Origin of the sequence: Vibrio sp. OPT20 (assembly GCF_963889365.1) — a bacterium.
Taxonomy (GTDB): domain Bacteria; phylum Pseudomonadota; class Gammaproteobacteria; order Enterobacterales; family Vibrionaceae; genus Vibrio; species Vibrio splendidus.
The window spans coordinates 51830-72215 of sequence record NZ_CAWPOA010000066.1 but is presented as its reverse complement, the minus strand read 5'-3'; the positions used below and the strand labels follow the sequence as shown (position 1 = coordinate 72215).

Here is a 20386-nt window from a genome sequence, read left to right as displayed (position 1 = left end):
GAAAATGTACGTCGTTGTCGTTTTGTCATTGAACACCTCATTTATGGTGGAGACTTTACCACCTAATTTGGTGTCCGGGATCATTAGACCACTACATCATAGAGCGAGCATAGGGTCAGATAGAGTTTAAAAGTAGGTAGTGTTTAGGGGGGAATTGGTGATCTTAATTACACATCCCTGTGTAACGTATTCTGAATGTCAGCTGGCTTTAAAGCGCTTCATAAATTGACTAAAGCGTGGAATCAGGTTTTGCACAGTCGGCGCATCTGGAATCTCATTTACAAAAATCATAAAGCGCTGTGCTTTACTTTTATCACCTTGAGCAGTCCCTGCTAGTATTGCTTGAGCTAAAATTACATGCTCAGCGGTAACGTCCTTATTCGAAAATTCGTGAATCAACATAGAAAATCCTAATAAGTATAAATACGGATATAATAATACAATATATTGATGTTTATATCGATAGCTTATGGCATTCATCAATGTCAGATTTGTGTAAAAACAATACTGGACAGTGAGCTTAGTGACTTTCCATACTTATGCTAATTCGTGATTTGCTAATACTTGGTTCTTCGAAACTCATTTATGTCCAGAAGCTTCGTAGGATGAATTTTTACCTTTGGCACTTCCTATCTCGAAAGTGCCTTAAACGTTTCATTAGGTATGGCACGAGTAATACAACTAGCTAATGTGAAAAACAGGCACATTACTCACCAAACAGCGATAAAAAAAATTCGTTTCCAACTTTTGAAATAGACCCAGTAAAGCGCAGTGTTATTTTTTGTTATTGTGGATCTACATGCCCAGAACAAGTATAGGACTGACCATCAACACCACGAATAGCGATCTGGTAGTTCAGCGCCAACCCATTGCCAACGATGTCTGACAGGCCCTCAGTTTCTGGATTATTCATGCGATCGTGGTACATCTGACAAACGTGTTCTTCACCATGCCATTTTGATTGCACCTCTTCGATTCCATCAGCCTCGATGTCTACGCGAGCAACTCCATTTGTGCGCTTGGCTGCTTTGGTCGTGATGATCGTCGTCGTCATTGATGTATAACGGATACCATCGATTTTCGAACTGGCTTCGGTAAGTTGGTCGTGGTCTGCGTGTGTGATAATTGGGTCAGACACGAATACGTTCGCAGCCTTTACCTTTAAGCTGGTACAGCCAGTAATTGTCATAAGTGCAAGTGCGATAGCTGTTAAACCAATGGTTTTGATTGAGGTCATTTCATTGTCCTGTTAGTCATTCTGTCTGGGGTTTACTATAAACAATAAAACACTGTATTATTAGTTCAAACTATGAATACTAACTTACCGATAATAGAAAGCCGCGACTAGGATTGGTTACTTGTTTAAGGCTGCTCTAAGTCTAACTCTTCACGTGGTTGGTCGTGAATGTCCTTTGGGATTCGTATCATAAAGGGCTATGTTAGATCCGGATTATCCATAAACTTTGTCAAATTAGAAAAAACGTAACTCAACTTTATCCAAACCCAATTCAGCACATCCAAAACAAAAAAGGGATTGGTATCTCTACCAACCCCTTCACTACTTGTTTATAAAGTAACGGTTCTTATTCTCTACAAGCTCTCTATTGCCTTTTGTACCGCAGGGCCAATCTGACGCTTACGCGAAGTGACGCCTTCTAATGTCAGCATGTCGCTTGTTGGTTCAGCGTTGAAAGCCGATTTGATGACTTGATAGTCGCTTTCATCTACCCAAAGTAAGTTTGCTTCTTTGTTCTTAGTGTCTGTGATAGAGAAGAACAGATGGTCCAAGCCGTTCTCTTCTTTGTAGGCTTTCATAGCCGCCAAAAGCTCATCTTTGCGGTCAATCAATTGCTGAGCCGTTAGCGTTTCAGCGACACCGATACCCACCTGTTTGCCACCGTACTTAAAGTTCTTGTAGTCCAGAGTCAGAATGGTTTCAGAAGAAAGATGGCTGAGATCCGACTTAGCAATCAGCATCTGTTGGCCGAAATCTTCAATATCTGAAATACCTGCAACTTTTGCCAGCTTTTCAGCGTATTCACGATCATGCTCAGTAGTGGTTGATGATTGGAATACCACGGTATCAGAAAGGATTGCGCCTAAGCCTACACAAGCAAGGTGCTTAGGTAGCGTCACATCCAGCTTTTCAGCGTTATCTGCCAAAATTGTCGCTGCCGATCCCCAACCTCGAATATCCATCTCGACAATTTGTGGTGTGTTAATCGGTGAGCCACCAATTGCGTGATGATCAACCACAGCAACAATCGATGCTTGGTCAATGGTTGGCGCTAGCTGAGTGACTTGATTGAAGTCTACCAGCCCCACTCGGTATGAAGAGTAATCTGTCTCTACGCGTGGCGATTCTGCATTACAGTAGTTCAAGATGAAGGTGGATTCTGGATTAATCGGCTCTGGTACTGTCGCTGTACCGCCATAGATATGAGCCGCGAGCATCGCAGACATTACCGTGTCGCTGTCTGGGCTTAGGTGCCCTGTCCATACGAGATCTTCACTGTTTTCATTGGCAGATTGTTGCAAGCTAAAAGCAAAACTTGCTGAACTGAAAGACATAATTACGGCTGCAACGACAGGGGTTAGCTTCACGGGTATTTCCTTATTTGAATTCGATATAGAATCCCATAAGCTAAACACCAAAAATTTCAGAACCGTGTCACCAATATTTCAGATTTACTTCAGTGAGTAACGAAATGTAATTTCCCTCACTTTGAGTTCCGAGCTAACGTGCTTTTGCCCAAAAATGTATTCACTGAAGTTCCATTCTCACAAAATTTAAGCGAAATAGCGTTTAACTGATTTCATCAATTTCTGAAATGATAAGCAGTCTAAATGAGACGGTTGTGGACAAGTCGCTACATGTTTAAGGCTGTCACGTACTACTTTCAGGCGTTTGATTTGAATATCAACGTCTTCGGCCTTCTGCATCAATAACGCGCGATCAATTGCCAATTCATCTGATGTATCAAACATTGTTGATATTTCATTTAGTGATAATCCAGCAATACGCCCAAGGGAAATAACATTTAATTTGTTTAATACCTTTGGTGAGTACTGCCTCCTTAACCCTTTTCTTCCATTAGAACGAATAAGACCAATTTTCTCATAATATCTTAACGTTGAAGGAGCTAGTCCAGACTCCCTAGAGACTTCTGCAATATCCATAAAATGCATCCTTGACTTAAAGTCGACTTCAAGTGGTAACGTGCCTGTGAATATAACAATGTTTAAATAAAGTACAAAATATAGGAGTAATTTCAAATGGACACTTCGGTTTACTTACAAGCCATATTGATTGGTATTGGTGGCACTTTAGCTATGGATATGTGGGCTTGGATTCAAAAAAAGTTGTTGGGGATTCCATCACTTGATTACGCACTGGTCGCTCGTTGGTTCTTTTTAATATCCAAAGGGCAATTTTTTCATAATCCTATAATGGCGACACCAAAAGTGAAAGGAGAGAAGGTTTTAGGATGGATATTGCATTACTTGATAGGTGTCGTTTTTGCGCTAGTTCTCATCTTTATTTGGGGAGAAGAATGGCTAGCAGAACCGAGGTTAATTCCGGCTTTACTGACTGGTATTGTAACTTTGGTCTTTCCATTCTTTGTTATTCAACCTTGCCTTGGCTTCGGGATAGCGGCAAGTAAAACCCCTAAACCTTGGAAAGCACGATCCTTAAGTTTGTTGGCACATAACGCATACGGAATTGGTTTATTCGGGAGTGCTTTATTAGTAATGATTGTGACTAATGGCTGAAAGGTTTTATTCATGAGTTATGTCTTCTAACCCATGAATAAATCATGCGTTTTTTGATAAATAGTTGTCCAACTTCCTGTCACTTAGCCTCCCAAAAAAAGGGAGGCTGAGAGTCGGTTCTAGTGTTTATATCGAAAGGTATTACTATCATCAACAATCTCGATTTTAACAGGCACGGTGCCTTGTTTAACGTTGCCGATTTTTGCAAATGCCTTGTGCGACAGGTCGATCACTCGGCCTTTTACATAAGGGCCTCGATCATTAATTTTCACATCAACAGACTTGTTATTGTTTGTATTGGTCACTCTCACGATAGTCCCGAATGGCAAGGTTTTATGAGCCGCAGTAGTCGCATTCATATTATACGTCTCACCACTTGCTGTGAGCCTTCCATGGAATTTATCCCCATACCAAGAAGCTTTACCAGCAAGAGCATGTGATTTGGCATATTCCTTTGTTTTAGAACTACCGACAGCCGACGTTGAGGTGCATCCGGCTAATATCATAAGGATAAGAGCGGTAAAGATAATATGTAATTTTTTCATGTGGTTTGTGTGCGCTAATCTCTGCATGTTTCTCTATTTTCGTTGTTGTTGGTTAGCAATATAATGCTGAGTATAGTCACTGCTCAGCCAAGGCTACCATTCGGTATGATGACGGAATGTTTTCATGAACGACACTTTCTTCCGTCATATTCATGAAAGGTTTTATCGTCAAAACGTCAACTTTAACAACGCCTTAAATCTGTATATTTCTTAATCGCTTCATGTAGATAAGTCACTCAGCCAAACATCCAAATACAAAAGAGGATTGGTATCTCTACCAATCCTCTTTAGGGGTAATTCGTTTTTCTGCCTTAAGCGCAATTGTCCGTAATCAGTCACCTACGCTTCTTCTCGGCTGTATAAGTTACGCTTTACTGGTTTGTACCGAACTTGCCACAGGCTTGGTTTTGTTTTCTGGAACCAGAGACATCAGCCCAGTAATCACAAGAGCAGCAACACCCGACATCGTTACTGGTGAGCCAAATATGCTTTGCACTAGCTTGGGGGCTTCTTTCAATAAATCCGGTACCAGCATTACCCCCAGCCCTAAACCTAATGAGATGGCAATCGTCATGATTCTGCGACGATCCAGCTTCTCACTAGCGATAATCTTGATGCCCGCCGCAGCAACCGTACCAAACATCACCAATGTCGCTCCGCCTAATACTGGCTTTGGAATCGTCATTAATACCGCGCCTAAGATGGGAAATAGACCTAATAGAAAAAGAATTGCCGCAATGAAGTAGCCAATGTAACGACTCGCAATTCCAGTAAAATGGATCACGCCATTGTTCTGGCTGAAAGTCGTGTTCGGAAAAGTATTAAATACAGCGGCGATAAGCGAGTTCACGCCGTCACCTAGCACGCCAGCCTTGAGTCGATTGATGTATTTTGGCCCCTTAACTGGTTGGCCTGAGAACATGCTATTGGCGGTAAGGTCGCCCGTCGTTTCAATAACAGTAATCAAGTAGATAAAAGCAATAGGGAGGAAGGCTTGCCAATCAAAAGCGAAGCCATATTTAAATGGGACTGGGATACTCAATAGCGGTTGAGATGCAAAAGAAACCATTGGTGCTTTGCCCATCAGAATAGCAACGCCCCACCCTACAACCAATCCGACTAAAATCGACGACAGCCTTACCATGGTGTTGTTGCTTAGGTTAAGTGCCACTATGGTTCCGAGCACAATCGCACCCAACATCAAATTGCTTCCAGAACCAAAATCTTCTGCGCCAACACCACCAGCGATATCAGTGACGCCGACTTTAATCAAAGAGACACCAATCGTCGTGATAACGATGCCGGTCACAACGGGCGTGATCACTACTTTGAGTTTTTCGATAAAGCGCGATAGGACGATTTCGACAAATGCACCAAAGAAGCAGACACCAAAAATGGTGGCGAGCATTTCATCCGGCCCACCTCCATTTGCTTTAACAAGAAAACCCGCACCTAAGACAGAACCTAAGAACGCAAAGCTGGTCCCTTGGACACAGATCATCCCTGCGCCAACTGGCCCTATTTTCCTAGCTTGTATAAAAGTGCCAACCCCAGACACCATCAGTGCCATGCTGATCAAATAAGGGATGTGTTCACCCAACCCTAAAACACCGCCAATAATGAGCGTTGGTGTGATAATGCCAACAAAGCTGGCTAATACATGCTGCAGCGCCGCGTAACTGGCTGCTTTAACTGATGGTCGATCGTCTAATCCGTAGATCAATTCACTGTTCTGTTCCATGTGACTTCCTTTATGTATTTTTTATTGTATACAATTTACATAAAGGCAATAGAGCAACATATATGCCAATGGTTTAACATCATATTTATCAATCAGTTAAGTTTTCAATCAGTCCAACGTTGCACTATAGAGCAACAATGTCGGCTTGTTTTAGTGCAACCGATAGTTTATCCGATGTTCCTAAATTAAGCCCTACAGACACAAAAAAAGGATTGGTATCGCTACCAATCCTCTTTAGGGGGTGTTTCGGTTTTTCTACCTATGGAAGGCAGTAACGCTATTACTCGTAATCAGTCGCGTAGGTGTCTTCGTATGTGTGCGAGTAAAATTCGAATAGGTTGCCAAACGGGTCTTCTAGATAAACCATTTGCGCTTGTTTTAGTTCGTCTTCTGGGTGGTAACGCATGATGTCCATACGAACCTTACCGCCAAACTCTTCAACGCGCTTAATAGCTGAATGAAACTGCTCTTTTGGAAGTTGCAGACAGAAGTGGAAGATGCCTAGACGAGAGAAGTCTACTTCGTGACGCTCTTGACGATCTTTCATTTCGAACAGCTCAACACCGATACCATCAGAAGTTACTAGGTGTGCAATGTTGAAGCCTTTGAAGCCTTCGCCAAATACTGCGATACACATACGGCCGATTGCTGATTCGCGCTCTTCCATTACTTTGGTGTTGTTCATTACGATTCTTAGACCTAAAGCTTTCGTGTAAAACTCGACTGCTTTGTCCATGTCGCCAACCATGATGCCTACGTGATTCATTTTCATAACTTGCTCCAAATTCGTTTTTAATTCTGTGCGTTTCGAAGACTGGCTTCGATGTTTCGTTTCGATGGAGAGAGTATATGGAGATGTGACGATTAACTGAAATTATCATAAATTATATTAATGATAATATTTCGTTATTTACAGATTTAGCATCAAATCCCAGCTCGCTGAAAGAAGCCATGCCTGCCCTTGCCTACTTACCTACTTACCTACTTACCTACTTAGATACATAGATACATAGATACATAGAGGCTTACGTGAATAGAGATAAGCCGAAATAGAGAACAGCCTAAAGAGCATAGCTACCCAAATAGAACGTAGCCCTAGTTTGATAACTTTTATCGATAGCTTTTGTCGATAGCTCTCTTCTTACGAAGATAGGATTTGCCTATTGAATCTATAGAAATGTCCGATTTCACTAATTTTCGGTGCGAATGCAATATAGCTCCATCGACGCGGGATAGCGTTAAACACTACAAATTAGAAAGAGAGTCGAATCATGATCAACACAGAAATCAAACCATTCAACGCAACAGCATTCAAAAACGGCGAATTCGTAGAAATCACTGAGCAAGACGTTAAAGGCAAGTGGGCTGTATTCTTCTTCTACCCAGCAGACTTCACGTTTGTATGTCCAACTGAGCTAGTTGACCTACAAGACAAATACGCAGAGCTTCAATCTCGTGGCGTAGAAGTTTTCTCAGTATCAACTGACACGCACTTCTCTCACAAAGCATGGCACGATACTTCTGACAAAATCGGCACTATCGAATACTTCATGGTAGGCGACCAAACAGGCAACATCACAAATAACTTCAACGTTATGCGTGAAGGTCAGGGCCTTGCAGACCGTGCAACGTTCCTAATCGACCCTGAAGGCGTTATCCAAGCAATGGAAATCACAGCTGAAGGCATCGGACGTGACGCTGAAGACCTACTACGCAAGGTTAAAGCAGCACAATACGTAGCCGCTCACCCAGGTGAAGTTTGCCCAGCTAAATGGAAAGAAGGCGAAGAGACTCTAGCGCCATCTCTAGACCTAGTAGGCAAGATTTAATCTAAGCCTAGTTCAAACAAGAACAGCTAGAAAGAACAAGTAAAACAGAACAGTTAAACGGTTCTACAGGCGCGCTTCGGCCTCCCTCCTAAAGGGCAGTTGCGCGCCACCCTTTCAAGCCATCAACAACACAATATTTGCCGACTTGCGCCCCCTTTTTATTTTCCTTTTTCAGCAAGAAGGTATTGGTCAATACCAAGACACAGAATTTAAGAGCAGGCACGATTATGTTAGATCAAGCAATGAAGCAGCAGCTAAAAGCATACCTAGAAAACCTAAAAACCAATGTTCAGTTAGTGCTGAGCCTTGATAGCAGCGATACCGCGAACAAACTTCAAGACCTAGCGAATGATATCGCGTCTCTCACCGACAAAATTGAAGTGACTCGAGATGATAGCGCAAGCACTCGCAGTCCTATCATGCAGGTAGTGAACCAAGAGAAAGGCACCGCGATCGGTTTTGCCGGTTTGCCAATGGGCCACGAGTTCACATCACTGGTACTTGCACTGCTTCATAGTGGTGGTCACCCTATCAAGCTTGAAGCGGACGTAATCGAGCAAATTAAAGAACTCGATCAAGAGCTTAATGTAGAGATTTTTATCTCACTATCGTGCCAAAACTGTCCAGAAGTGGTTCAGGCATTCAACATGATGTCGGCGATTAACCCGCTAGTTAAGACAACGATGATTGATGGCGCAGCATTCCAAGATGAAGTGAAGTCTCGCGACATCATGGCAGTTCCAAGCGTGTTTATTAACGGTGAGCTATTTGGTCAAGGACGTATGTCACTGGCTGAAATTCTCAACAAAGTTGATTCAGGCGCTGCAGAAAAGAAAGCAGCTAACCTAAACGAACAAGCACCGTTTGATGTATTGGTTGTCGGCGGTGGCCCTGCAGGTTCTTCAGCGGCAATTTATGCAGCACGTAAAGGCATTCGAACTGGTGTGGTTGCTGACCGATTCGGTGGCCAAGTCATGGATACCATGGCGATTGAAAACTTTATCTCTGTGAAAGCGACAACTGGCCCTAAGTTAGTGGCAAGCCTTGAAGAGCACGTAAAAGAGTACGGTGTTGAAGTAATGACTGAGCAGCGCGCGGCTAACATCATTGCGGCAGAAGACACAGAAGACGGCTACATCCACGTTGAGCTTGAGAGCGGCGCAACATTACGATCTCGCACGGTCATCACAAGTACGGGTGCTCGCTGGCGTGAAATGAACGTTCCGGGTGAGCAAGACTACCGCAACAAAGGCGTCGCTTACTGCCCACACTGTGACGGCCCTTTATTCAAAGGTAAGAAAACAGCGGTTATTGGTGGTGGTAACTCAGGCATTGAAGCGGCAATTGATTTAGCGGGTATCGTTGAACACGTAACCGTACTTGAATTTGCAGACACATTGCGTGCCGACCAAGTGCTTATCGACAAAGCGAACGCAACACCAAACATCAAAATCATCAAGATGGCGCAAACAACGCAAGTGATTGGTGATGGTAACCGTGTAACCGGTCTGGAATACAAAGACCGCAACACCGATGAACTTAAACAGATCGAACTCGCGGGTATCTTTGTTCAAATCGGCCTAATGCCAAACAGCGAATGGTTGAAGGGTTCGAAAGTTGAGCTTTCACCACGCGGTGAAATTGAAATCAACGCTCATGGCGCTACATCAATGAAAGGTGTGTTCGCAGCGGGTGACGTAACAACCGTACCTTACAAACAGATCATCATTGCGATGGGTGAAGGTGCAAAAGCAAGCTTAGGTGCATTTGACCACCTAATCCGTAACTCAGCTCCAGTTAAAGAGGCTGAAACGGCTTAAGCTTTAAACCTAAAACTTAAAACTTAAAACTTAAAACTTAAAAGCTTCTAGGCTTAAAAGCTTTTAACTCAAGTTCCTTAAATATTTGTTAACTTAATTCTTTACTGTTAACGACTTAGTCGATATTTAGACACCACTCCTATGGATTTAGGAGTGGTTTTTTATTTGTAGAGACGCTTTATGCTGGTTGATAAAGCATAAAGGCAACCACCATCGCTAAGCTTCCACCCAAACAACGGTTCACAAACATCATCTGTTTTGGTGATTGCAGTAATTTTTTCAGCATGGTGCCGCAATACGCCCACACCAACATGCACGGCACACCGGTAATCACCATACCCGCGATAATGGTCACTACTTGAATCAAGTAATCTGCATTCGGAGTAATAAATTGCGAAAACACGGTTAATGACGCTATCCAACCTTTAGGGTTTAACACCTGCACCAACACACCTGACATAAAACCTGAACGTTTATCTGTGGTGCTTTCTTCGATTTGCATGTTAGCAATCGACCACGCCATGAACAGCAAATAAGCCGCACCCGCGTATTTCAAAATGTTGTATAGCTCTGGGTAAAGGGTAAATAGGCTCACCAAACCGACACTAGAACCCGCCAGTACGATGATGATGCCAACAGCGTTCCCAGAGATAAAAGGTAAAGTCGCAGCAAATCCATAACGACTTGAAATCCCAAGTAATGCGATATTGCCTGCCCCAGGTGTAATTGCAATTGATGTTGAAAATAGCAAGAACGCCAGCATTAATTGAGAGCTCATTTCCTCTCACTCCTAATAAGTAAAGTATTTATACGGAGAGAGTTTACAGATTCGACTAGGAATTAAATTGCTATATAGGCTAATATTAATCCAAATTTGAGCAAGACTTTTCTAAAAATACCATGAAACAGAAAGAATCCACCAAAGAAGTGTTAGATGACACAGATATCGCCATCTTAGAACATATCCAACAAGACGGACGCATGAGCAACAGTAAGCTCGCAGAGAAAGTGAACCTCAGCGAGACTCCGTGCTGGCGCCGTTGGAAACGCATGGAAGAGACGGGTTATATCGATGGTTACGCCGCGAAGCTAAACCGCAAAAAGCTTGGTTTTCATGTAGCTGGTTTTACTCTTGTGACCTTGGGTAACCATGAAGTAGAAAACACAGAACCGTTTGAAGAGTTTGTCGAAGTAACCGATTGGATTCCTATGTGTCACTGCATTGCAGGTGGTGCCGACTATATGATTCAAGTGCTAGCGAAAGATTTAGAAGAGTACTTTGAGCGTATTAGCTCGATCAGACGAGTCAAAGGCGTGAGTGCAATTCAGTCGAATATCTCGGTTAAAGAGTTGAAAAACAGCTATAAGTTGCCTCTTGGGGATTAGTTCACTTCTCCTGACAGCCCTTTTCTTTAAGCAAAATAAAAGCCCAGCTCTCTAGATTTCTATAACTTAGGGGCTGGGCTTTGTTATTTTGAAACAGATATCGTTTATTTACGCTTGCTATTCACAAGGGTGAGCTAAATGAATCAGCGCCAAACCACCTAGAGACGTTTCACGATACTTCTTATTCATGTCTTTACCCGTCTGATACATAGTGGCGATCACTTTGTCCAATGAAATCAGGCTTTTGCTGTTACGTTTGAGTGCCATTCGTGAAGCATTAATCGCCTTCATGGAACCCATCGCATTTCGTTCAATACATGGCACTTGTACCAAGCCACCAATCGGGTCACATGTCATACCCAATGAATGCTCCATCGCAATTTCGGCCGCAATACAAATCTGCTCATTGCTGCCACCACGTAATGCCGTTAAACCCGCTGCCGCCATAGAAGACGACACGCCCACTTCACCTTGGCACCCTACTTCCGCACCAGAAATAGAAGCGTTGGTTTTGTACAAAATACCAATCGCACCCGATACGGCTAAGAAGTCTTTTAACTGCTTGGTATCCAACTCTTTAATGAAGCGATGGTAATACATCAATACGGCAGGGATGACACCCGCAGCACCATTAGTTGGTGATGTCACCACTTGGCCACCAGCCGCATTTTCTTCACTCACCGCAAAGGCGAACAAGTTAATCCAATCCATGATTTCCATTGGATCGTTTTCAACCGCCGCGTTCGCTTCCAGCTTTTTCAGCAGGTTCGGTGCACGACGGGTCACGTTCAAACCACCATCAAGAATGCCTTCAGTTTCAAAGCCGCGTTCCATGCAGCGAGTCATTACTCGCCAGATTTGATCGGCCTTTTCTGAAATAACATCCGCGCTTTGGAAAGCTGCTTCATTTTTTAGAATCATGCCACCAAGGCTCATACCGCTATTATCCGCTTGTTGCAGCATTTCATCGGCATTTTTGAATGGGAAAGGGACTTCTACGGCTTGGGTTTGAGTGCCATTCTGCAGTTCATCCGCGGTTGCGATAAAACCACCACCAATCGAGTAATAGGTTTCATCTACAATCACATTTCCACTTTGGTTAAACGCGGTAATCATTATGCCGTTTTCATGCAAAGGCAGATTGTCTTCGTGGAATAGCATGTCGGTTTGGTAGTTAAAGCCAATGGTGTGACTGCCACTCAGCTGCATTTCACCACTGTTGATAGCAAGGCGCATCGCTTCATTAGCGCTGGTGATTTTAATGGTGTCTGGCTTATTGCCGAGTAAACCCAAGATGGTTGCTCTGTCAGTGTGATGCCCTATTCCGGTTAACGATAACGAACCATATAAATCAACTTGAACACGAACGACTTCTGCGATTCTATCGGCGATTAATTGTGTGAAATGGAAACCCGCAATCATTGGGCCGTTGGTGTGTGAGCTTGAAGGGCCAACACCAATTTTATAGATATCAAAAATGGACAGCATAGATTTACCTGTTAAAAATTAACCAGTTGAGAAAGTTTACTCATTAAGAAAGAACGGCATAAAGCCAATCAGGGATAACAGTACAAGCAGCAATCGTCACAACAGCAAAGACCAACAAGCCGTAATGACTCGCCGTAGGCTTAGCGAACAAATGCTTCTGCTTGGCAATAAATTCGTTTTGTTGCTCGGTAACCTCTCCCCAGAAACGACTGACGACAACACCTAACACTAAGAAAACCACAGTGCCAATCAAGGCAAACCAAGGCCAAGAGATGCCACTGTATTTAGCAATGAACACCACAACTACGCTGCCAATACTGCCTGCAATCACCCCTTTCTCATTTGCCTTTTTAAAGAACAAACCAAGGATGAAAGAGCCAAGGCGAATACCAACAAAAATGGACGTCAGGCTGGCAATCGTCTTAAGCACAGATTCGTTAGAAACCGCCATCAAAGCCGGTACTACAACTGAAGCCGCAGCAACCAAGCTCATCTTTCTTGCCACCGATTCATAATGTGCATCGGAAGCTTTCTTACGGAAAAAGCGCTTATAGAAATCGAACGTTGCGACTGTCGCCATTGAGTTATAAGTAGAATCCAGTGTCGACATAGCCGCTGCCGAGAGTGCGGAAATCACCAAACCAACAATGATTGGGTTGGTATGGTTAAACACAAAATCGAGAATTACTTCGTTGCTGTTTTCAAAGCTTTGCTCTTGATAAAAGACACTCAATAGAACGCCCATTACCGAGAAAAACAGATAAATAAAGAACGCGCCGTAACCACAAAGCAGCATCGATTTTTGTGCTGTCTTTACGTTCTTTGTTGCCAACGTTCTTTGAATAATCAGTTGGTTAGTACCATACACACTTAGATGTAAGAAGCTCACGGCAACCACACCCGCCCACAATGTAGTATCAACTCCCAAGTCGAAATCGAGATTGATGATGTTTAGATGTTCAGGAGACAACACCTCACCTGCATCAATCTTCATTAGCAATAAGGCAAAAATAGCAATACTGCCGATGATCAATACCGCCGACTGCAACATGTCTGTCCATATGACAGTCGAGATACCGCCCGCATAGGTATACAAAGCGGTAAATAAGCTGATGTAGATGATTGCCTCGGAGATACTCACCGGCAGCACTTGCACTAAGATCAGGGCTACCGCATACAGAATAACCCCTGCCGAAATACACTGAACCACAATGAACACGATGGAGTTGATCGTGCGAGCAACAACGCCAAAGCGGTGCTCTAGGTATTCATAAATCGAGGTTAGGCCGAGTTTGTAAAACACCGGGACAAAGAAAACCACAGCGAAAAAGATCACTATTGGGTAATTCAAATGGACGCTCATCGCTTCCATGCCTGAGCTATAAACCCAGCCCGGCATGCCCACGAACGTCATTGCGCTGATGTAGGTGGCAAGAATCGACACACCTGCCGTAAACCAACCAAATTGTTTTCCGCCCGTTGAGAAATCGCCACCAACGCTATAACGCTTATTCACTAAGTAACTGATAAATAGAGTAGTTAGTACATAAAGAGCAATAACCACAAAACTTGAGTACGTAACCATTTTTAGATTCCGTTTATTATATTTCGCAATTCATTCGCCGCCAATAGTACTCAAAAATGTATATTTTCCCTCAAAAACCCACAATAAGTGTGAGTATTGTCACTAAGATAGATGATTAAACACTCTAAATGGCCAAAAAGTCCCAAAACAACGATCTAATGAGATCAAGATCACTAAAATGCATAAAATGGGTACGCACTCATTTTAAAATTGACTTTGATCACGGATCTAATAACCACAAAAATTCTATTATCTCTCCCGAAACGAAGACGGTGTAGTGAACATCAATAACCACTGCACAATAATCAAAACTAAAAACACCCTATAAAAAATAAAGGTTTATCGGTCATGACTACTAAAAAACACATGAGCGAAGTTCCTATGATTCAAAGGGTAGCTGCTTATCTTGCAATTCTAGTTGGCTACTTTTTCTATTGTTATAACTTTGTAATTATTGACTACGTACGCCCCTACATCGTTGATGCGTATGATGGTATTAACTTGGCGGATACCGCTCAGTTCTATACATGGCAGTCGGTTGGTGCACTTATTGGTGCTCTGAGCTGTGCATGGGTGGCATCAAACTTTGGTAAGAAATCGACTCTTATTGTCATCACTGCACTGAACGGCGGCGCAACCATCATCAACATGATGTTTACTGACTACGCGATGTGGGCAGCAATGCGTTTCATCATCGGTATTTCTTTAGGTGGTTACTTCACGGTAGCGGTAAGCCTGATGATCGGCCTCTTCACACCAAGCGTTCGCGGTAAGTTAACGGCATTCGCTTCTTCTATGTTCTCGGTTGCCCTGATGGCAATGGGTGCGTACGCGGCGTTCATTTCTAGCGTTGATGCACCTTGGCAGAGCCTAATGTGGGTGGGTGGTATTCCTCCTCTAGTTGCTGCAGCACTGATGATCTTCATCCTGCCTAGCGACAAGAAAGTGATCGCTTACGGTGAAGAAGATCAAGCCGCGGCTGAAGCATCGAATAAACCAGCGAAGAAAGGTTCTTGGGGTGAAATGCTAAGCGCGCCTTACCGCAAGCTAACCATTACTTGTCTACTACTGGCTGGCCTTAACTTCTATGGCTACCAATTCTTCTCTGGCTTCGTGACAACGTACCTGAAAGAAGTTCGCCAATTTGACGGTTCAACTATCGGCATCATCTTCTCTATCTCAGCATTCGGTTCTCTATTCGGTGCTTGGGTATGGGGTGCAATCGCCGACAAATACGGCCGTAAAGTGAACGCGTTTGGTTTCATCCTTGCGGGTGTCATGGCTTCAGTATTCTTCGTAGCACCAAGCGACGTGATGATCGGCAGCCTAAACATGCTGGCTATCCTAGGTCTTATCTACAACTTCGGTCTGTCTGCTTCTGCGGTATGGGGCGGCTACTTCTCTGAGTTGTTCCCAGCTCACCTACGTAGCTTCGGTGCAGCTCTGTTCCACGGTGGTCGTATCATCGGCATGTGGGCACCAATGGTGTTGGTATTCATCCAAGAGCGCAGCGACCTTGCGACAGCAATGTGGGGCTCGCCAATCGTATGGATTCTAGCTGGTCTACTGTGGCTATCTCTACCAGAAACATTGAAAGGCGGCATTTTCGACAAGAGCAAAAAAGCGGAAACAGCAAAAGCTTAATCCCCTTAAGTTGAAGACTTCTAAAAGTTGAAAACCTCTAGAAGTTGAAGACCTCTAAAGACACGAAATAAACATCAATCCGGCTGAGAAGTCAGCCGGTAACAAAATCCAAATCGAGTCCTGTTCCGAATGTTGGCTCGACAACAAAAAAGAGAATTTACTATGTCTAAATATCAAGAAGCTAAACGCATTGTTCGCGATTACTTTGACGCTATCGAAAACGCAACACACGAGAACGTTGCTGAAGTTTTAAAAGCGCACACGTCTGAAGATTACTTATGGCGCGGTGTTTACCCATTCCGCGAGCAAGAAGGCGCACAAGCAGCGGCTGACGTATTCTGGGCGCCAATGATGAAGTCAATGACTCGCATGCAGCGTCGTCAAGACATCTTCATCGGTGGTAACAACGAAGTTAACCCAGATGAGATTTGGGTAATGAGCATGGGTCACTTCATGGGTCTATTCGACGCTGAATACCTAGGCATGCGCCCTACTGGCAAGATCATGAACGTTCGCTACGCAGAATTTAACTGTGTGGTTGACGGAAAAATCACTAAGACAGGCCTGTTCCTAGACCTTCTAGGCATGATGGATCAAGCGGGTTGCTACCCACTTCCACCATCAACTGGTAAACACTTCGTATACCCTGGCCCACGTAACCACGATGGTCTGCTATTCGAAGATGCAGATCCAGAAGAAGGCGTTGCAACGCTTGCTCTAGTAAACAAAATGGTTGATGACCTGTCTGCTCTTAACGACAGCGGCGCAATGGGTTGCCCACCAGAAGTACTCGCGAAGAGCTGGTCAAAAGACATGATTTGGTACGGCCCATGTGGTATCGGCGCGTCTTACACGATTCCTCGCTACCAACAACAGCACCAACTTCCTTTCCGTAACAACCTGAAAGATAAGAAGTTCAACGGTCACGTTTGTCGTTTCGCTGAAGGTAACTTCTCTTGTTTCTTCGGTTGGCCAAACCTATCAAACACACCAACAGGTGGCTTCCTAGGTATGACTGGCGGCGAAGTGCGTGCAAACATGCAAGTGGTTGACGTTTACTACCGCGACGGTGACAAACTGTCTGAGAACTGGGTTCTTATCGATCTTCCTTACTGGCTACAACAGCAAGGTCTGGACGTGTTCGAACGTACTTCATCTATCATGAATCCAACGCTGTAATCGATACGCTTTAATCCAAAAGATTGAAACGAAATAGTGGCAACCTAAATAGACATCTGATTTAGGTTGCCACGCTTACTGGGGGACCCTTCTCGCTCCTAGTAAGTGCTCCAACCAATTCATTATTGCTCCACTAATAACTGAATCTACTAGTGCCTCATGGATGGGGTACACCCTGCCAAACCATTACCAATATAACGGGCTTGAAAGCACGGTGGCTTTCTGCGGCCTGAATAAAGAGAACAACAATGAACAAGTCGATACTTTCTGCAGTGATCCTGACGGCACTTACATCAGGTTCAGCTTTTGCTGCACACACTTTTACCAATGACGCGGGCGATAGCCTTACTTTAGACGGTCGTTTCGACGTTCGTTACCAAGACAAAGGTGGCGATCATAATGGCGAATGGAACAGTGGTAGTTCTCGTTTCGGCCTTAAAGGTCAAATGGGACTAGACAACGATTGGACTGGCTTTGGCCATGCCGAATGGGGTTATAACTCGGGCGCTAACGGCGATAACATTTACGACCGACTTCTATACGCAGGCGTAGAGCACGAGAAATACGGCAAGATCGCAGCAGGTACTAAGCAGTGGTCTACCTTCTACGATGTGGCTTGGTTTACCGATATGGGTCGTGTATTTGGTTCACGTGGTTCTGGTTACTACAACCTATCTGACTGGGGTATTTCATCAGGCACAGGCCGTGCTGAAAACTCGATAACTTACCGCAACAGCATTAACGACAACTGGAAATACGGCTTTACTTACCAAACAACTCGTGAAGATGTCGCTGTATCAACAAGATTCAACCAAACGAATTCAGATACTGTTACGCTGAAAAACGGTATCGGTGCTTCAACGCTGTACACCGTTATGGATGGCCTAACGATTGGCTTAGCGTACCATCAGAATGAGTTTGATGATGTGGATAGCACAGTTCAAAACATCAAAGATGGCGACACACAACGCATAGGTTTATTAGGTGTGAACTACACTAATGATGGACTATTTGTTGGTTTCACTTACAGCCAAGGTTCAAACTGGGAGACCACCAGCCAATCTGAATTTTACGACCACCGTGGTGCTGAATTCTTCACCTACTACCACTTTGAAAATGGTCTACGTCCAACCTTTAACGTTAACTACTTAACGGACACAGACGACAACGCGAATGGCTACGAACGTCAGCTTATTATCCCTGGCCTTGAGTACCACTTTAAGAAGAACAAGTTCTTAGTATGGACGGAGTACCAATTCGACAACGGTAAAGATTCATACAATGGTGTGAAATACGAAAACAACGATGATCAGTTCGCTGCCGGTATTCGTTACTACTTCTAACAATGTAGCGGTATGTGGTTCATTTTTGAGTAAATTCGTAATCTAAAGCTCTGCTTCTAAGCAGAGCTTTTTAGTCACTATTTATTTAAAGCTACATTTTTGTAACGACATTTGTAGCGACACAGTTAATGGGTTGTACCCAACATAGAATTCAAAATAACCATTATTCCTTATCTTTCATATCATTCGTTGGCATTACTTAATGAGTACGTACCTAATCATGTTACTCTGTACGCAGTCAATTTGGTTCAAAAGTATGGTCTATGAACTCTCCAAAACACTCCACGGCGTCAAAGCCAACCGTCACCTCTAAAGATGTCGCTAAGCTTGCTGGCGTTTCTCAATCAACTGTATCTCGCGTATTTGTACCGGGCAGTTCAGTGTCTGAAAAGACCAAACAAAAAGTGTTCGATGCAGCAAAATCGTTGAATTATCGTCCCAATGCCTTTGCCCGCAGTCTGACGACAAATGAATCCAAATTGATTGGCTTAGTTTTCCCAGATGCCGACTACCCTATTCACATGAAAACACTGCAGCTTATCTCTACTGAGCTACAAAAACAGGGGTACTCTGCGGTATTGATCCCTTGGCAAGTTGATGGAAACGATAACCACTCTATTCCTAACATCTTCCAGTACCGTGTTGATGGCGTGATTGCCGCTTCTGCGACCTTTAATAAGTCGCTTTATGAAGAGTGTGAAGAGTTCGACATCCCTATCGTTCAGTTCGCGCGTGTTGTTGAAGGGACTAAGAGTAGCCATGTGGTAAGCGACAACTACGCTGCAGGTCAATTTGCTGCTCAGCACTTTCATAAACTTGGTATCAAGTCAGCCACTTACCTCACAGGTAACGTCCCGACATTTACCAATGGCGAGCGCCAAGTGGGTTTCTGCACAGAATTTGAAGACTTAACTGGCAAACAGGCTCGCGTGATTGAAGCTGACTACGATTACCTTGATTCACTCGAGATCATCAGAGCCATGTTCAAAGAGGCTTCTCATCCTGAAGCCATATTTTGTGCGACGGACAATCTCGCTATGGCAGTGATGGACGTGGCTCGTTTAGAGTTCGCACTCCGTATCCCAGAAGACCTACAAGTGATTGGGTTTGATGACATCCCACAAACTCAGTGGCTGAACTACCAATTGACCACTTTCAAGCAGGATTTCCGACGCCTTGCACGTGAGTCCGTGAAAATTGTCGTTAGCCAGATTCAAGAGCAAGACACCAGCTTAGTGAAATTAATGGTCCCAGTTCAATTTGTAGAACGTAACACTACGTTGAAAGCAAAATAGCGTTTTCTTCAGCCTTTGTTTGCATGATTAAAACACGCTTTTAAACAACCAAAATACAAAAAATCCCGTTGGCGACGATTAGAGTCTCCAACGGGATTTTGTATTTCTACTCAGCCTTTTCTGCCCCAACTACTTGAGACAAGTGCGAATTAATTACCCACACCACCTGTTTTCTCAGCTGGTAAATCTGGTGTCACTGGGGGCCACTCTTGGAAGGTTGCTAGATGTTGTTGCACAGCAGCTTGAGCAGGACCAAATGCCCACATTTTCTGCCCCATCCATTTCAAGTACATGCCCGACTCTTCTGCCGCTCGCTCATACGGGTCACGGCGCAAGTTAAAGAGTAACGGTGCGTTTAGCTCCTCTTTCGGACCACTCCAGCCATGGTTTTGGACCACAAAGTGCGCCTTCCAATCGCCAATACGAACCGCTTGTAGCTTGTCTCGTTCGTAGTAGTAGATCTCTTTACGATTTGACTCGCCTTTCTCTGTTAGCATGTCCACTTGGTTGTAACCATCAAGGTGCGCTTTAAAGCCATCGTGACCTTTCAGCATTTTTTCTTTAAGATCCGTTGGACCACCAGCCGCAGCAACCAGAGTGGGTAACCAGTCCATACCATCAAAGATGCCATTGCCTACAGTACCTGCAGGAATTTTACCCGGCCAGCTCACAAGTGCAGGAGCGCGAACGCCGCCTTCCCAAGTTGTGCCTTTTTCGCCATGGAATGGTGTCATACCACCATCTGGCCACGTCATGA

18 protein-coding genes and 1 pseudogene are annotated in these 20386 nt (G+C 44.0%); 8 read left to right on the top strand and 11 right to left on the bottom strand.

The features are described from left to right. Window positions 1-198: 198 nt before the first annotated feature. From AACR09_RS16220 to AACR09_RS16205, 4 genes are all read right to left on the bottom strand, one after another. Window positions 199-402, bottom strand: a complete 204-nt coding sequence (locus AACR09_RS16220; protein WP_004736343.1) for a hypothetical protein — start codon at window positions 400-402, stop codon at window positions 199-201. 382 nt (window positions 403-784) lie between these two features. Continuing rightward, window positions 785-1237, bottom strand: a complete 453-nt coding sequence (locus AACR09_RS16215) for a hypothetical protein (RefSeq protein ID WP_050712177.1) — start codon at window positions 1235-1237, stop codon at window positions 785-787. A gap of 353 nt (window positions 1238-1590) precedes the next feature. Beyond that, window positions 1591-2604, bottom strand: coding sequence for a manganese-dependent inorganic pyrophosphatase (locus tag AACR09_RS16210; RefSeq protein ID WP_102498429.1), 1014 nt, complete (start codon window positions 2602-2604; stop codon window positions 1591-1593). Window positions 2605-2790: 186 nt separating this feature from the next. Beyond that, window positions 2791-3180, bottom strand: coding sequence for a helix-turn-helix domain-containing protein (locus tag AACR09_RS16205; RefSeq protein ID WP_102533585.1), 390 nt, complete (start codon window positions 3178-3180; stop codon window positions 2791-2793). A 96-nt stretch (window positions 3181-3276) separates the two neighbouring features. On the opposite strand from AACR09_RS16205, the gene AACR09_RS16200 reads away from it, so the two are divergent. Next, complete coding sequence (locus AACR09_RS16200; protein ID WP_193835410.1) at window positions 3277-3774, top strand: DUF2938 domain-containing protein; 498 nt, start codon at window positions 3277-3279, stop codon at window positions 3772-3774. 119 nt (window positions 3775-3893) lie between these two features. Here AACR09_RS16200 and AACR09_RS16195 read toward each other — a convergent pair whose 3' ends face one another. The 3 genes from AACR09_RS16195 to AACR09_RS16185 all read right to left on the bottom strand — a co-directional run bounded on the left by AACR09_RS16195 (window position 3894) and on the right by AACR09_RS16185 (window position 6832). Then, window positions 3894-4346 carry a septal ring lytic transglycosylase RlpA family protein gene (locus tag AACR09_RS16195; protein ID WP_102320537.1) on the bottom strand — a complete coding sequence of 151 codons (453 nt, stop codon included), beginning with the start codon at window positions 4344-4346 and terminating at the stop codon, window positions 3894-3896. Window positions 4347-4683: 337 nt separating this feature from the next. Beyond that, a complete protein-coding gene (locus AACR09_RS16190) occupies window positions 4684-6060 on the bottom strand; it encodes a uracil-xanthine permease family protein (protein ID WP_102488149.1) in 1377 nt (458 codons plus the stop codon). 280 nt (window positions 6061-6340) lie between these two features. Continuing rightward, entirely contained in the window at window positions 6341-6832 is a 492-nt protein-coding gene (locus tag AACR09_RS16185; RefSeq protein WP_010439712.1) for a VOC family protein, read from the bottom strand. A 499-nt stretch (window positions 6833-7331) separates the two neighbouring features. On the opposite strand from AACR09_RS16185, the gene ahpC reads away from it, so the two are divergent. Continuing rightward, a complete protein-coding gene (gene ahpC, locus AACR09_RS16180) occupies window positions 7332-7889 on the top strand; it encodes an alkyl hydroperoxide reductase subunit C (RefSeq protein WP_004736364.1) in 558 nt (185 codons plus the stop codon). Window positions 7890-8116: 227 nt separating this feature from the next. Further along, window positions 8117-9709 (top strand): alkyl hydroperoxide reductase subunit F, encoded by a 1593-nt coding sequence (gene ahpF, locus AACR09_RS16175; protein WP_193835409.1) that lies wholly within the window; start codon window positions 8117-8119, stop codon window positions 9707-9709. Between the two features lie 178 nt (window positions 9710-9887). On the opposite strand, the gene AACR09_RS16170 is transcribed toward ahpF, so the two are convergent. Further along, the gene (locus tag AACR09_RS16170) at window positions 9888-10487 is read right to left on the bottom strand and encodes a LysE family translocator (protein ID WP_004736366.1); all 600 of its coding nucleotides are present in this window, start codon (window positions 10485-10487) and stop codon (window positions 9888-9890) included. Window positions 10488-10609: 122 nt separating this feature from the next. On the opposite strand from AACR09_RS16170, the gene AACR09_RS16165 reads away from it, so the two are divergent. Then, a complete protein-coding gene (locus AACR09_RS16165; protein ID WP_004736367.1) occupies window positions 10610-11095 on the top strand; it encodes an Lrp/AsnC family transcriptional regulator in 486 nt (161 codons plus the stop codon). Window positions 11096-11212: 117 nt separating this feature from the next. Here AACR09_RS16165 and AACR09_RS16160 read toward each other — a convergent pair whose 3' ends face one another. Together AACR09_RS16160 and AACR09_RS16155 are read right to left on the bottom strand one after the other, a co-directional pair. Continuing rightward, complete coding sequence (locus AACR09_RS16160; RefSeq protein ID WP_193835408.1) at window positions 11213-12583, bottom strand: L-serine ammonia-lyase; 1371 nt, start codon at window positions 12581-12583, stop codon at window positions 11213-11215. Window positions 12584-12626: 43 nt separating this feature from the next. After that, window positions 12627-14168 (bottom strand): sodium:solute symporter family transporter, encoded by a 1542-nt coding sequence (locus AACR09_RS16155; protein ID WP_193835407.1) that lies wholly within the window; start codon window positions 14166-14168, stop codon window positions 12627-12629. Between the two features lie 348 nt (window positions 14169-14516). Between AACR09_RS16155 and AACR09_RS16150 the strand changes: the two genes are divergently transcribed. From AACR09_RS16150 to AACR09_RS16135, 4 genes are all read left to right on the top strand, one after another. Then, window positions 14517-15812, top strand: coding sequence for an MFS transporter (locus tag AACR09_RS16150; protein WP_017092550.1), 1296 nt, complete (start codon window positions 14517-14519; stop codon window positions 15810-15812). Between the two features lie 162 nt (window positions 15813-15974). Beyond that, window positions 15975-16991 (top strand): nuclear transport factor 2 family protein, encoded by a 1017-nt coding sequence (locus AACR09_RS16145; RefSeq protein WP_017100286.1) that lies wholly within the window; start codon window positions 15975-15977, stop codon window positions 16989-16991. A 248-nt stretch (window positions 16992-17239) separates the two neighbouring features. After that, on the top strand, window positions 17240-18334 hold the full coding sequence (locus AACR09_RS16140; RefSeq protein WP_004736373.1) for a porin: 1095 nt from the start codon (window positions 17240-17242) through the stop codon (window positions 18332-18334). Between the two features lie 263 nt (window positions 18335-18597). Further along, a complete protein-coding gene (locus tag AACR09_RS16135) occupies window positions 18598-19629 on the top strand; it encodes a LacI family DNA-binding transcriptional regulator (RefSeq protein ID WP_102446096.1) in 1032 nt (343 codons plus the stop codon). A gap of 149 nt (window positions 19630-19778) precedes the next feature. Here the strand turns inward: AACR09_RS16135 and AACR09_RS16130 are convergent. Further along, window positions 19779-20386, bottom strand: a pseudogene (locus AACR09_RS16130) (sulfatase-like hydrolase/transferase); the annotation flags it as partial.